The sequence below is a fragment of the Sutterella sp. genome (genome assembly GCF_052272535.1).
Lineage (GTDB): Bacteria > Pseudomonadota > Gammaproteobacteria > Burkholderiales > Burkholderiaceae_F > Sutterella.
On record NZ_DAVZJY010000042.1, the window covers coordinates 1 to 13,355 of the forward strand.

At 66.8% G+C, this 13,355-nt stretch carries 12 protein-coding genes; 1 reads left to right on the forward strand and 11 read right to left on the reverse strand.

What is annotated here, in order from left to right; translation table 11 throughout:
- Positions 1-106: 106 nt before the first annotated feature.
- From bamA to ACT6Y9_RS03785, 6 genes are all read right to left on the reverse strand, one after another.
- Positions 107-2,425: an outer membrane protein assembly factor BamA gene (gene bamA, locus ACT6Y9_RS03760; RefSeq protein WP_443743550.1), complete on the reverse strand. Its 2,319-nt coding sequence runs from the start codon at positions 2,423-2,425 to the stop codon at positions 107-109.
- Positions 2,426-2,635: 210 nt separating this feature from the next.
- Complete coding sequence (gene rseP / locus ACT6Y9_RS03765) at positions 2,636-4,045, reverse strand: RIP metalloprotease RseP (protein WP_443743551.1); 1,410 nt, start codon at positions 4,043-4,045, stop codon at positions 2,636-2,638.
- A gap of 30 nt (positions 4,046-4,075) precedes the next feature.
- Positions 4,076-5,242: a 1-deoxy-D-xylulose-5-phosphate reductoisomerase gene (dxr, locus tag ACT6Y9_RS03770; RefSeq protein WP_295479690.1), complete on the reverse strand. Its 1,167-nt coding sequence runs from the start codon at positions 5,240-5,242 to the stop codon at positions 4,076-4,078.
- Positions 5,243-5,336: 94 nt separating this feature from the next.
- Positions 5,337-6,500, reverse strand: a complete 1,164-nt coding sequence (locus ACT6Y9_RS03775) for a metallophosphoesterase (protein ID WP_443743552.1) — start codon at positions 6,498-6,500, stop codon at positions 5,337-5,339.
- A 118-nt stretch (positions 6,501-6,618) separates the two neighbouring features.
- On the reverse strand, positions 6,619-7,260 hold the full coding sequence (locus ACT6Y9_RS03780; protein ID WP_443743553.1) for a YigZ family protein: 642 nt from the start codon (positions 7,258-7,260) through the stop codon (positions 6,619-6,621).
- Positions 7,261-7,282: 22 nt separating this feature from the next.
- Complete coding sequence (locus tag ACT6Y9_RS03785) at positions 7,283-8,125, reverse strand: phosphatidate cytidylyltransferase (RefSeq protein ID WP_295479696.1); 843 nt, start codon at positions 8,123-8,125, stop codon at positions 7,283-7,285.
- Here ACT6Y9_RS03785 and ACT6Y9_RS03790 point away from each other — a divergent pair.
- The gene (locus tag ACT6Y9_RS03790) at positions 8,082-8,204 is read left to right on the forward strand and encodes a hypothetical protein (RefSeq protein WP_363179908.1); all 123 of its coding nucleotides are present in this window, start codon (positions 8,082-8,084) and stop codon (positions 8,202-8,204) included. The genes ACT6Y9_RS03785 and ACT6Y9_RS03790 overlap by 44 nt on opposite strands.
- Before the next feature lie 138 nt (positions 8,205-8,342).
- Here ACT6Y9_RS03790 and uppS read toward each other — a convergent pair whose 3' ends face one another.
- The 5 genes from uppS to rpsB all read right to left on the reverse strand — a co-directional run bounded on the left by uppS (position 8,343) and on the right by rpsB (position 13,023).
- The gene (gene uppS, locus ACT6Y9_RS03795) at positions 8,343-9,053 is read right to left on the reverse strand and encodes a polyprenyl diphosphate synthase (RefSeq protein WP_295479698.1); all 711 of its coding nucleotides are present in this window, start codon (positions 9,051-9,053) and stop codon (positions 8,343-8,345) included.
- Positions 9,054-9,304: 251 nt separating this feature from the next.
- Positions 9,305-9,865: a ribosome recycling factor gene (frr, locus tag ACT6Y9_RS03800; protein WP_295479700.1), complete on the reverse strand. Its 561-nt coding sequence runs from the start codon at positions 9,863-9,865 to the stop codon at positions 9,305-9,307.
- Between the two features lie 189 nt (positions 9,866-10,054).
- Positions 10,055-10,780, reverse strand: coding sequence for a UMP kinase (pyrH, locus tag ACT6Y9_RS03805; RefSeq protein ID WP_295479702.1), 726 nt, complete (start codon positions 10,778-10,780; stop codon positions 10,055-10,057).
- Positions 10,781-11,215: 435 nt separating this feature from the next.
- Positions 11,216-12,103 carry a translation elongation factor Ts gene (tsf, locus tag ACT6Y9_RS03810; protein WP_295479704.1) on the reverse strand — a complete coding sequence of 296 codons (888 nt, stop codon included), beginning with the start codon at positions 12,101-12,103 and terminating at the stop codon, positions 11,216-11,218.
- A gap of 152 nt (positions 12,104-12,255) precedes the next feature.
- On the reverse strand, positions 12,256-13,023 hold the full coding sequence (rpsB, locus tag ACT6Y9_RS03815; protein ID WP_295479706.1) for a 30S ribosomal protein S2: 768 nt from the start codon (positions 13,021-13,023) through the stop codon (positions 12,256-12,258).
- Positions 13,024-13,355 lie beyond the last annotated feature (332 nt).

The following is a 13,355-nucleotide window of genomic DNA, read 5'->3' on the forward strand; positions in this document are numbered from 1 at the left end:
GTCGCCTTATATCCCCGCCATGAATGACGGGGCTTTACGGCTCGGTTTGGTAAAGGAAGACCGCGGAAAACTGCTCTCCCGGCATCTTCTTCCGGACGAAGCGGACTTAGAAGCCCGTGCCGATCTGGAACTGGAAGCGCTGCGTTTCGTCGCCTTCCTTTTCATTGAGCGGGAAGGCGATCGAGAACTTGAGCGGCCCGAGGGGCGAAATCCACGCCACGCCGAAGCCCGTCGAATAGCGCAGATCGGCGAAGTCGATCTTCTGGCGCGTGTAGTTGCCACGGCCGTCGCCCTCGTAGCCCCACGCATAGCCCGCGTCGAGGAAGCCGAAGATGCGCAGCGTGCGGTCGCCGCCCGGAAGCGGCGCGAGAATCTCGAGGTTGGCCGTCACCATGCGGTCGCCACCCAAGTTGTCCGAGGTGCTGTCGCCCGTTTTGTCCTTCGGACCGAGCGTGCCCGAGTCGAAGCCGCGCACCGAGCCGATGCCGCCCACGTAGAAGTTCTTGAAGAACGGGAACTGCGAGGTCGAGCCGTAGACGTCGCCCCAACCCACTTCGCCGTTGAAGGCGAGCGTCCAGGTGCGCGAGAGCGGAATGAAGTGCTGGTACTGGTAGGTCGCCTTGTAGTACTGGATGTCGAAGCCCGGCAGACCGAATTCGCCCGAGAAGCGCTGGTAGACGCCTCGGGTCGGCGCGAGCGAGTTGTCGCGGCTGTCGCGCGACCACCCGGCCGTGAGCGCCACGCTCACCGGATTGTCGCCGAACTGCCTGACGTAGTTTCTGTAGCGTTCGGGTGAATGGTCGTTCACGTCCACCGTGGTCGATTCGACGCGGGTGCCGAGGAACACGCGGTCGATTTCGGTGAAGGGGATGCCCCAGCTCACGCCGGCGCCGCGGGTTTCGTACTTCACGTCGGCGACGTCGAGCTCTTCGAGGTCGACACGGCGGTCGTAGATGTCGTAGGAGCGGCTCACGCCGTCGACCGTCACGTAGGGCTCCGTCACGGAGAGCGCGTAGGTGCGCTGCGACTTCGACGTGTTGACGTCCACCGACACGGAGTTGCCCGTGCCGAAGACGTTGTTCTGCGCGAAGCCCGCCGAGAGGATGACGCCTTCCGAAGTGGAGTAGCCCGCACCGAGCGAGATCGAGCCGGTCGGGCGCTCCTTCACGTTCACCTCAAGGTCCACCTGGTCGCGCGTGCCCGGGACGGGCTTCGGTTCGGCCGTCACCGTTTCGAAGTAGCCGAGACGGTCGATGCGGTCGCGCGAGAGCTTCACCTTGTCGGAGTCGAACCAGGCGGCTTCGTACTGGCGCACTTCGCGGCGGATCACTTCGTCGCGGGTGCGGTTGTTGCCCGTGATGTTGACGCGGCGGACGTAGGCGCGGCGGCCCGGGTCGATCGTGTAGACGATGTCGACGGTGCGCTTGTCGACGTCGGAGACGGGATTCGGGTTGGCGGTCGCAAAGGCGTAGCCCAGGGTCGAGAGCTTGTCGGTGATCGCCGTGGAGACGTCCTTCACGGCCTGCGCGTTGTAGACGTCGCCCTCCTTGAGGGTGACCAGGGTCTGGAGCTGATCGTCGAGCCCGAGCATGTCGCCCTGGAGCTTCGCCGAGCGGATCGTGTACTTCTCGCCTTCGGTGAGGTTGATCGTGATGAAGACGTCGGACTTGTTGGGCGCGATGGAGACCTGGACCGAGTCGATCTTGAAGTCGAGGTAGCCCTGGTTCATGTAGTAGGAGCGGATCGTCTCGAGGTCGGCGGCGAGCTTCTCGCGCGAGTAGAGGTCGCGCTTCGTGTACCACGAAAACCAGTTCGGCGTCCCCAGCTGCATCAGGTCGAGCAGGTCGTCCGTCTCGAAGACGTGGTTGCCCGTGATGCGGATCGCGGAGATCGAGGAGGCGCTCCCCTCGTCCACATTGATCGTGATGCGCACGCGGTTGCGCTCGAGCGGCGTCACGGTGGTCTTCACCGCCGCGCCGTAGTAGCCGCGGGCGAGGTACTGCCGGCGCAGCTCCTGATCGGCGCGCTCGAGAATCGCGCTGTCGAAGATGCGGCCTTCGGCGAGCCCCACGTCGCGCAGACTCTTCTCAACGGCATCCTTGTCGAAGGCCTTGATGCCGTGCGTCTCGATCGTCGCCACGGCCGGACGCTCCATCACGTGCACCACCACGACGTCGCCGTCCTGGGTGAGCGAGACGTCGCGGAAGAGCCCGGACTGGTAGAGCGAGTGAATGGCGCGCACGCCCTTTTCGGCGGTGTACTCCTCGCCCGCGCGGAACGGCAGATGCGAGAAGACCGTGCCGGGCTCGGTGCGCGTAAGGCCCTCGACGCGGATGTCGGAGATGGTGAAGGCCGACGCCGAACCGGCGAAGACAAAGGCGGCGGCGATGCCGGCCGCCAGACGGGTGAGTTTGTGGAGCTGCAAGACGAACTCTCTCTCTTCGAAGTGTCTGCGCCGTTCGGGAGGCTCTCTCTCCGAACCGGCGGAAACCCCGCGCGCCCGTTGGGCGGGCGGGATTGAAGCCGAAAAATCGGCTCTAAGGTTACCACACGGCACCCGCAGGCCGAACGCGGCCGGCGGGGCCGCCGCTCTCGGGCGGCCGCCCCCTCGGGAGAGCGCCCACACGCGACGGCGTCAGGCGCCGAGCCTGCCGACGTCGTTGATGGTCACGTAGACGGCGAGCAGGATGAGGAGCGCCATCGAGACCATCGTGAGCTTCTCCTTCACGCCCTTGGAGAAGGGCCTGCCCATCACCCCCTCGAGCGCGAGGATCACGAGCTGTCCGCCGTCGAGCGCCGGAATCGGGATGAGGTTCATGAAGCCGATCGCGATCGAGATGAGGGCGATGAATTCGAGGAAGGGCGTGAAGCCCGACGTGAGGGCGCTGCCCGCCATGCCGGCAATGCCGACGGGGCCCGAAAGATTCTCGGTGGACACCTCGCCCTTGGCCATGCCGCCCACGGCCTCGGCCTGGAAGCGCGTGAGGCCCGCGACCTTGTCGAGCGCAACCGCAATCGACTCGACGGGACCGCGGCGCACGACGACGCGCTCGATGCCCGGGCCGTAGCGCAGATCGGCGCGCCCGCTCACGACCCCCGTCGCCTCGTCGCGGAAGACGCGCGGCGTCAGTTCAACCGTGCGCGGCACGTCGGCCCCGGTGAGGGAGCGCACGGTGAGGGTCACCGTCCGCCCGGGGTTCGCACGGATCGCGCGGGCGAAGTTCTCCATCGTCGCCGCCTCCCCCATCACGGTGAGGATCTGGTCGCCCGGCTTGAGGCCCGCGCGCTCGGCCGGGCCCCCCTTCACGACGTCGGCGAGCATCACGCCGCGGCCGGCGAGCCGCAGGCCGAGCTTCGGGAAGACGAGACCCTTCGAGGCCGTCGCCTCGGAGAGCGAGATCTCCGAGAGGTCGAAGTGCCGCACGATCTTCTCGCCCGCGCGGTCGAACTCGATGCGCACGTCCGGGCGCCCGACGAGCTCGAGAAGCGTCGAATTGAAGTCCGAAATGCCCGCGATCGAGCGGCCGTCCACCGCGGTCACGCGGTCCATCATCACGACGCCCTGGCGCGAGGCCTGGCTGTTGGGGACCGCCGCGACGTAGGGCGCGATGTCCGTGACGCCCATCGCGCCGACGGCGGCGAAGAGCACCACGGCGAGGACGAAGTTCATCAGGGGGCCGGCCGCCACCACCACCGCCTTCTTCCAACGCGGCCCCGTGTCGAAGAGGATGCCGCGGGCGCGGGGAGGCTCGTCGGAGCTCCGCGCCTGGCGCTGCGGCTCGTCGGGGCTCTTCGGCACGAGCCGCTCGTCGTCCTCGTCACCCTCGAAGGCGACGTAGCCGCCGATCGGCAGGAGCGAAAGCGCGAACTCGGTGTCCCAGGCGCGCCGCCGCCAGAGGACCTTGCCCATGCCGATCGAGAAGCGGCGCACGGCGAAGCCGAGCCACTTGGCGGCGAGGTAGTGCCCGCCCTCGTGGATGAGGACGACGATGCCGATCGTGAGCAGAAACCCAATCACGGCGAAGAGAAGCGGAAGAGACGTCATGACGCTCCGGGGGAGGATGTGGATTCAGGGTCAGAAGCCGCGCTCGAGGAGCTCCGCGGTGAAGCGCCGCGCGGTGCGGTCCGCTTCGAGGATCTCCTCAACGGATGCGGGCGCCGGGAGCGTGAGCTCCCCGGTCGCGCGGCGCACCAGCCTGAAGATGTCCGTGAAGCCGATCCGGCGGTCGAGGAAGGCGGCGACGGCGATCTCGTTGGCGGCGTTCATCACGATCGAAGCGCCGCCACCGGCGCGCAGGGTCTCGCGCGCGAGGTCGAGCAGCGGGAAGAGCTCCGTCTTCGGGCGCTCGAAGGTGAGGCGCCCGCAGTCGATGAGGGACAACGGCTTCACGCCCGCGTGGATGCGTGCGGGCCAGCTCATCGCGAGCGCGATCGGGGTCTTCATGTCGGGGGTGCCGAGTTCGGCCATCACCGCGCCGTCCTCAAAGGCCACCATCGAGTGGATCACCGACTCGGGGTGGACCACGACGTCGATGCGGCTCTCGGGCGTGTTGAAGAGCCACGAGGCCTCGATCACCTCGAGCCCCTTGTTCATCAGGGTGGCGCTGTCCACGCTGACCTTGTGGCCCATGCTCCACTTCGGGTGCTTCACGGCCATCTCGGGCGTGATGCCTTCGAGCGATTCGCGGCAGCGGAAGGGCCCGCCCGAAGCGGTGAGGATGATGCGCGCGGTGGCGCGCGCCCGTTCGTCCGCGCCGGCGAGGCTCTGGAAGACCGCGCTGTGCTCGCTGTCCACGGGGAGGAGTTCGGCGCCGCATTCGGCCACCGTCTTCATGAGCAGCGCCCCGCCGCAGACGACGCTCTCCTTGTTGGCGAGCATCAGGCGCTTGCCGGCCTTCGCCGCGGCGAAGGTGGGCGCGACGCCCGCCGCCCCCACGACCGCCTGCATCACGGCGTCGGCTTCCGGATCGGCGGCGAGCTCCGTCACGGCGGCGGCGCCCGCCGCGGCCTCAACGTCCGCAAGCCCCGCTTGGGCGAGCTTTTCCTTGAGCTCCCCCCAGCGGGCTTCATCCGCGACGACCACGCGCTTCGGGCGGAACTCCCGCGCGACGGCGACCAGCTCGTCCACGCGGCTCCCTGCCGCGATCGAATGGACGGCGTAGTCCTCGGGATGGAGGCGCACCACGTCGAGCGTGGAGCGCCCGATGCTGCCGGTGGCGCCGAGAAGAGCGATTTTCTGCATGGTTCTGCCTTGAGGTATGTTTGTTCTGTTTTTTCCCCTGCGGCACGCACCGTCGGCGGGCCGCAGGGTGGTCCGTTATTTTGCCGCGCCGCCGTCAAAGACGCGCGAGGCGGATGAGGGCGATTTCAGACGGCACGCCAACGCGGATGGGAAAGCCGTTCCAGAGGCCCGAGCCCGGATGGACGTACATCAGGGTGCCGTCGGGCCGCCGGTAGAAGCCCCGCACGAAGGTGCCGTTGATGATCGCCACCGCCCGGTCCATGCCGAGAATCTGTCCGCCGTGCGTGTGGCCCGAGAGCTGGAGCGCGAAGGACTCCTTTTCGCGGTAGCGGGGGAAGAGCTTGGGCTGATGGGCGAGGAGAATGCGCGGAACCTTCCCCGCGTCGGGAGCTCCCGCGAAGGTCTTTTGCACGTCGGGCAATTCCCGCCCGAAGCGCTCGGCCATCGGGTCGCAGACGCCGCCCAACGTCAGCTGCGCGGGCCTGCCGTTGCGCCCTTCGACCGTAACGACCGCGTGTTCGTTGCGCAGCACCCGGATGCCGAGCGACTCGATCTTCGCGATCCAGCGCTCGTAGTCGCCGTAGTGCTCGTGGTTGCCTTCGCAGCCGAAGACGCCCGAGCGGGCCCTGAGCTTCGCAAAGGGCGCGACGTCCTTCTCGCGGCGCTCGACCGTGCCGTCCACGAAGTCGCCCGTGATGAGGACGAGCTGCGGGTTGAGGCTGTTGACGCGCTCGACCAAGGCCTCGGCATAGGGTTCGGTGAGAAGCGCCGAGGCGTGGAGGTCGGAGAGCTGCACGAACTCAAAGCCCTCGAGCTCGAGCGGCAGATCCTTGATGCGGGCCGTGTGGCGGCGCACCTCCGGGACTTCGATGCCCTTCGCGATGCCGCAGGCCCCGAGCCCGATGCTCGCCGCGCCCATGAGGAGCGCGGAGCGCCGCGACTTCTGCACGGCGTCGTGGAGCTTTTCGCCGGAGCGGCCCGCGAGCACCGCGACGAGGATGAGGATCTCGCGCAGCGCCGTGAGCACGCAGAGAAAGAGCAGCACCGCCTCGCCGAAGTTCCCGGCGATGAGCGCCCAGCGCGGCAGTTCGGGCGAAAGAAGTCCGCCCGCAAAGAAGACCGTGAAGGTCGAGAAGAGCGCGGCGGCGGCGACCACCGCGGCGAGGACGATCTTCGGGCCGCGTGCGATCCTCAGGGGCGCGACGAAGCGCCAGAGGACCCAGACGGCCATCAGCAGATGAAAAACGGCGAAGCGCATGGAGGACGAATGCGGCTGTGGTGGAGGTCGGAAGAGGATTCTATCGGGCCGCCCGCCCGCAGAACCCGAAAAAACCGCAACACCATGTACGGACGGGAAAAACCGTCTTCCCGCGCCGTCAGACCGTCTCGACGTCCTGCCGGTCCACGAGCGCCTCGCCGGAGGTGATCCGCGCGAGATCGCCCTCAAGGCGCTCCGCGGCCGGTTCGGGTACGAGCACCTCGTAGGAGGCGTCGAACCGGTAGTCCGAGGTGAGGATCTCGGCGCCGAGCTGCCGCGCGAGGTTCTGGAACGCCCCGTCGAAGGCCGGGTCCATCGAGACCACGTAGCGTACGAGCGTTTCGCGCCCGCGCGTCGGGCAGGTTTCGAGCCCGAGCTTCGCCGTGCCCTGGTACGCCCGCACGAGTCCGCCCGTGCCGAGGAGAATGCCGCCGAAGTAGCGGGTGACCACCACCACCACCTCACCCACGCCGCTCGTGAGGACGGCGGTCAGCATCGGGCGCCCCGCCGTACCCTTGGGCTCGCCGTCGTCGCTCGCCCCCACCTGCGCGGTCGAGCCGGGTTCGCCCGCGTTGAAGGCCCAGCAGTTGTGGGTCGCCTGCGCGTGCTCGGCGCGGATGCGGTCGATGAAGGCGTGCGCGGCCTCGGGCGAGGCGGCGCGCGCGACGCTCACGATGAAGCGCGAACGCTTGATCACGTCCTCCGTGCGGTGCATGCCGCCCGGAGGAAGGTCGGGAACGAGAAAGGGCTGGTCGGGCATTCGGGCGGACGGTGAGGTGCTGCTAGAAGAGGAGGACGGCGAGCATCATCCAGGTCGCCGCCGGCATCACCGGCATCGTGGAGTCCATGCGGTCGAAGAAGCCCCCGTGGCCGGGAAGGAGGTTCGAGGAGTCCTTGATGCCGGCAAGGCGCTTCAGCATCGACTCCCACAGGTCGCCCGCGATCGAGAGCGCGATCAGCACGGCGAGGATCACGAGGCCCCAGCCGAAGCCCGCCTCGTCGAAGATGAAGTTCGTGAAGACGATCTTCTGGTCGCAGAACCAGTAGCAGAGCACGAAGAAGATGATGACGATCACGTAGGCGCCGAGCACCCCCTCCCAGGTCTTCTTGGGCGAGATCGCCGGGCAGAGGCGGTGCTTGCCCCAGGCGCGGCCGCAGAAGTACGCGCAGATGTCCGCCCCCCAGATGATGAGCATCACGGAGAGGACGAGCACCCAGGTGCCCTGCTCGTTGAGCCAGAGGAAGGAGAGGTATGCGGCCGGCACGAAGATCACCGCCGACCAGAGGCACTGCGCGACGTTCACCTTGAAGCCGTTCTCGCGGTGGAAGAGCTCGAGGAAGAAGATCACGAACCACGCGATCATCACGATGCCGTCGACGATGAAGAGGAACCAGTCCATCTTGGGCATCGCGCCCGCGGCGTAGAGCGAGAACTGCGCGATCATCTCAATCGCGGCGATGAGTGCGGCCGGCACGGGGCCAAGGTTGCCGATGCGCAGCCACTCGTAGAGCGCGAGGCCGAAGGCGACCGCCATGACGCCGGCGAACCAGAGCGAGCCCGCCCAGATCGAGAGGCTGAGGATGACGAGGAGCACGGCCGCAGTGGCCAGGCGAAGCGAGAGCATCTTGGATGAAACCTTTTGGGTGGGGTCGCGCAGCGTGAATGAGGGTCGCACGGGCGGGGCGCACCCCGTGCGCACTTGACGCCGCAGAATGCGGTCTGCGCTTCAACGAATTGTAATGAAGCGGGGGCGGGCGAAACCTTAACGCCCGTGAAGCGCCCGGCAAAAGCCTCGCCGGACGTCGTGCCCGGTGCAGACCGGGCCTCCGCGGGGCGGGCGGTCAGCCGACCTCGCGGACCTGCTCACTCGTCATGCCGAAGCGCCGCTCGCGGCCCACGTACCAGTCGAGCGCGTCGTCGAGCGCCGCCGCGTCGAAGTCCGGCCAGAGCGTGTCGGTGAAGTAGAGCTCCGCGTAGGCGGTCTGCCAGAGGAGGAAGTTCGAGATCCGCCGCTCGCCCCCGGTGCGCACGAGAAGATCCACCTCGCCGTCCTCGACGGCGCAGAGCCGCCGCGCGACGCCCTCCATCGTGAGCTCGCCCGCCGCAGCCGCGGCCTGCGCGGCCTGCAACAGGTCCCACCGGCCGCCGTAGTTGGCGGCGATGTTGAGGTGCATGCGCCCGCCTGCGGCGGTCGCCCGCTCGCAGTGGGTGATCGTGTCGTTCAGGGATTGCGAAAAGGCGCTCCGGTCGCCGATCACGGAGAGCCGCACGCCCGCCTCCGAGAGGGGCTTCTCCCACCGGGCGAGACCCGTGGCGAAGAGCTTCATCAGAGCGGCGACCTCGGCCGCGGGCCGGCGCCAGTTTTCGCTCGAGAAGGCGAAGACCGTAAGCGCGGCGACGCCGCGCTTGGCGGCCGCGTCCACGATGCGCTCGAGGGCGTAGACGCCCTGCCGGTGCCCTTCGGCGCGCGGCAGACGGCGCGCCTTCGCCCAACGGCCGTTGCCGTCCATGATGATGGCGATGTGCTTCGGCGGTCGGGGGGCTTGGATCATCTGAGGAGCGCTCGGAATGTGGGGATGCAAAAGGACCGCCGGCGCACTGCGCACCCGCGTCCTGCGGCGGAATTTCAGTCGGAAAAGTCTAGCAAAGCACCCGTTCGTGCGGCGCGGATCCTGTTTCAGGTTGCAAGCGGGCGGGAGCGCCGCCGAACGTCTCTTCCAGAGACGACGACGGCCCGACAAGTCGGGCCGTCTGGGTGGAGAGCCTGAAGGCGGAATGCTCCGCCTTTCTTCATGTCCGGTCCTTAGACCGTCATAATCTCCTTTTCCTTTTCCGCGATCACCTTGTCCACTTCGGCGACGAAGCGGTCGGTGAGCTTCTGGACGTCCTTCTCATAAGCGCGCTGATCGTCCTCGGAGATCTCCTTGTCCTTCTCGAGGCGCTCGAGGCTGGTGTTGGCCTCACGGCGCAGATTGCGCACGGCCACCTTGGCGTCCTCGCCGAAGCCCTTGACGATCTTGGAGAGCTCGCGGCGGCGCTCTTCGGTGAGCGGGGGCAACGGCACGCGAATCGTGTCGCCCGACGTGGCCGGGTTGAGGCCAAGGTCGGATTCGCGGATGGCCTTTTCAATGGCCTTCACCATGTTCTTCTCCCAGGGCTGCACCGTGAGGGTGTGGGCGTCGCCCACGCCCACCTGGGCGACCTGGTTGATCGGGGTGGGGCAGCCGTAGTAGTCGACCTTGATCTTGTCCAGGAGGCCCGTGCTCGCACGGCCGGTGCGGATCTTCGTGAAGTCCTCGCGGAGCTTCTCGACGGTGACGCCCATCTTGTGTTCGGTCTGCTTGAGAATGTCGGCAGCGCTCATGTCTTCTCCTTTCGGGGCCGGTGCGGCGGACGGAGTCCCGGGGCGCCGAGCTCCGGCTCGTCCGGGCTCCAGGCGCGCGGACGGACCGCAGCGGCGTGTGGGTTGTGTGTTCGGTGCGTGCTTCGGGCCGGGAGCGCGTCAGCGCCTCCGGCTTCGAAGGGCAAAGATCAAGTTTAGCAAAGCGCCCGATCAGCTATGAACGAGCGTGCCTTCCTTTTCGCCGAGGACGACGCGGCGCAGCGCGCCCTTCTTGTTGATGTTGAAGACCTTGATCGGCAGCCCCTGCTCGCGGCAGAGCGCGAAGGCGGTGGCGTCCATCACCTTGAGGTTGCTGCTCAGGGCCTGGTCGAACGTGAGTTCGTCGAACATCGTCGCGGTCGGATCCTTCTTCGGGTCGGCCGTGTAGATGCCGTCCACCTTGGTCGCCTTGAGCACGATGTCCGCGCCGATCTCGGCACCGCGCAGGGCCGCGGTCGTATCGGTCGTCATGAAGGGGTTGCCCGTGCCCGCTGCGAAGATCACGATGCGGCCGAGGCGCAGGTGGCGCAGGGCCTTGCCGCGGATGTAGGGTTCGGCGACCTGCTCGATGTGCAGCGCCGACTGCACGCGCGCCTCGATGCCGTTGTTGCGGCAGCAGTCCTGAAGCGCCATGGCGTTCATCACCGTAGCAAGCATGCCCATGTAGTCGCCCGTGGCGCGGTCCATGCCGGTGGCGCCGAGAGCGACGCCGCGGAAGATGTTGCCGCCGCCCACGACGATGCCGAGCTGCACGCCGAGGTCCACGACGGTCTTCACTTCTTCAATCATGTGCTGGAGCACCGAGCGGTTGATGCCGAACGAATCCTCGCCCATGAGCGCCTCACCCGAAAGCTTGAGAAGAATGCGCTTGTAGACCGGCTTGCCCTGAGTGTTCATTTGTCAGCTCCTTGACGCTCTTTGAAGAAGGGGGTTTCTCTTCCCGCAGGGAGCCTCGGACGTCGCCCCCTTTCGGTTCGGGGCGGAATTATACGCGGCCTGAGGAGTTTTCCTTATCGAAGAAATCGGAAGTTTTCCCGACTGCCGCCTTCTCCCGGGCGTTCCGGGGCGCATCGGAGACGCATTGGGGCGCACACCCGGAGAAAAAAGAAAAGACGCGTGGCCCCGGCTTGCGGGAGCTGCGCGTCCTTCTGAGACCTTCAACTGCGTCCTCCGCGTCCGCACCGTTTGGGTTCGCGGCGGGAGACCGGGGGCTCTCTTTCAGAGGAGGCGCTTCACGACGACCGTGCATTCGTCGAAAACGTCTCCGGACGAGGGAGACCGGCCTCGCCGCCCCTTGCTTCATGCGGTGGGGGCGGGAGAGCGGCGGATGAATTAGGCCTGCTTGGCGGCGGCGGCCTGAGCGGCCACTTCAGCGGCGAAGTCGTTCGACTTCTTCTCGATGCCTTCGCCCACGACGTAGAGGACGTAGGACTCGACCTTGGCACCGGCGGCCTTGAGGAGGTCGTTGATCGACTTCTTGTCGTCCTTGACGAACGGCTGGTTGATCAGGGTGACTTCCTTGAGGAACTTCTTGACCGTGCCTTCGGCGATGCGCTCGAGCATGGCTTCGGGCTTGCCGGCTTCGCGGGCCTTCTCGATGGCGATGCGGCGCTCGGCTTCGAGGAGGGCGGCTTCGATGCCGGTCTCGTCGATGGCCTTCGGCTTCGAGGCGGCGATGTGCATGGCGATGTCGTGAGCGAGCTCAACGTTGCCGCCGACGAGGTCGACGAGCACGCCGATGCGGCTGCCGTGGACGTAGTGCGAAAGTTCGCCCTTCGCCTCGATGCGCTGGAAGCGGCGGAAGGTCATGTTCTCGCCGATCTTGCCGACGAGGGCCTTGCGGACGCCGTCAACGGTGGTGCCGTCGAGCGGGAGAGCGAGGAGCTCTTCGACCGTGGCGGGGTTCTTCTCAGCGACGAGCTTGACGCTGTCGTGAGCCATCTTGAGGAATTCCGGGTTCTTCGCGACGAAGTCGGTCTCGGAGTTGACCTCGAGGATCGCGCCGAGCTTGTGGTCGTCGGAGACGTACACGACGACGACGCCCTCAGCGGCGACGCGCGCGGCGGCCTTGTTCGCCTTGTTGCCGAGCTTGACGCGCAGGATCTCTTCGGCCTTGGCCATGTCGCCATCGGCTTCGGTGAGCGCCTTCTTGCACTCCATCATCGGGGCGTCGGTCTTGAGACGCAGCTCCTTCACGAGGGCGGCGGAAATAGCAGCCATGTTCACTAACTCCAATCAGAGGAACAAAAATCGGGTTGAATTCTATAGAAAAAGGGGCCTCGACGAGGCCCCTTCTTCAAAGCCGGTTGAAATGGACGCGCCGGACGGTTGCGGCCGAAGCGCGTCCCTTTCCCCAGGGGGCCGCGGCCGAATTAGGCGGCGGGGGTGGCTTCCGGGGCTTCCTCGGCGGCCACTTCGACGAACTCTTCGTCGGCGGGGGCTTCGCCCTCGGCGGCGACGGCGCTGTCGGCGCGGCCGGCGATCACGGCGTCGGCGATGCCGGCGGCGTAGATCTGGACGGCCTTCGAGGAGTCGTCGTTGCCCGGGATGACGTAGTCGATGCCCTCGGGCGAGCAGTTCGTATCAACGACGCCGATGACGGGGATGCCGAGCTTGTTGGCTTCCTGGACGGCGATCTTGTGGTAGCCCACGTCGACGATGAAGAGGGCGTCGGGAAGACCACCGAGGTCCTTGATGCCGCCGATGGACTTGTTGAGCTTCTCAACGGAGCGCTGGAAGTCGAGGGCTTCCTTCTTCGTCAGCTTGGCGGCGGTGCCGTCCTCGAGCTGCTCTTCCATTTCCTTGAGGCGCTTGATCGTGCCGCGGACCGTCTTGAAGTTCGTGAGCGTGCCGCCGAGCCAGCGCTGGTCAACCCAGCAGCAGCCCGCGCGCTGCGCTTCCTGAGCGATGATCTCGCGACCGCCGCGCTTCGTGTCGACGAAGAGGATGCGGCCGCCCTGGCTGGCGAGCTGACGGGCGAACTTGCAGGCCTCGTCGAACATCACAACCGTCTTCTCGAGGTTGATGATGTGAATCTTGTTGCGGGAGCCGAAGATGTACTGGGCCATCTTCGGGTTCCAGAAACGAGTCTGATGACCGAAGTGGCAACCCGCTTCGAGCATTTCACGCATGCTGACCATTTGAATTTCTCCAAGGTTTTGTCAGTCTGACACGGCCTGCAGGAACCGATTCTTCTTCTACTGAATGAACGGCACCTCGGGCGCAGGCCGCGCGCAAAGTACATACCCGGGCCGACCATGGACACCGGGCGGAAAAAAGCCGGTCCGACCGCCCGGAAGGGCGCAAACCGGAACAAGCGCGGCATTCTATAGGAAGCGCCGGGAGGTTTTCAACCGTCCGGGAGGAGTTTTCTCACGTCCGGCGCGCCCGGAGGGGGCCTCCACCGCTTCGAGGGGACCCGGGCGCAGAGACGCCCCGCCGCGCAGGCCACTTCGGCCGCGCATGCGGGGCG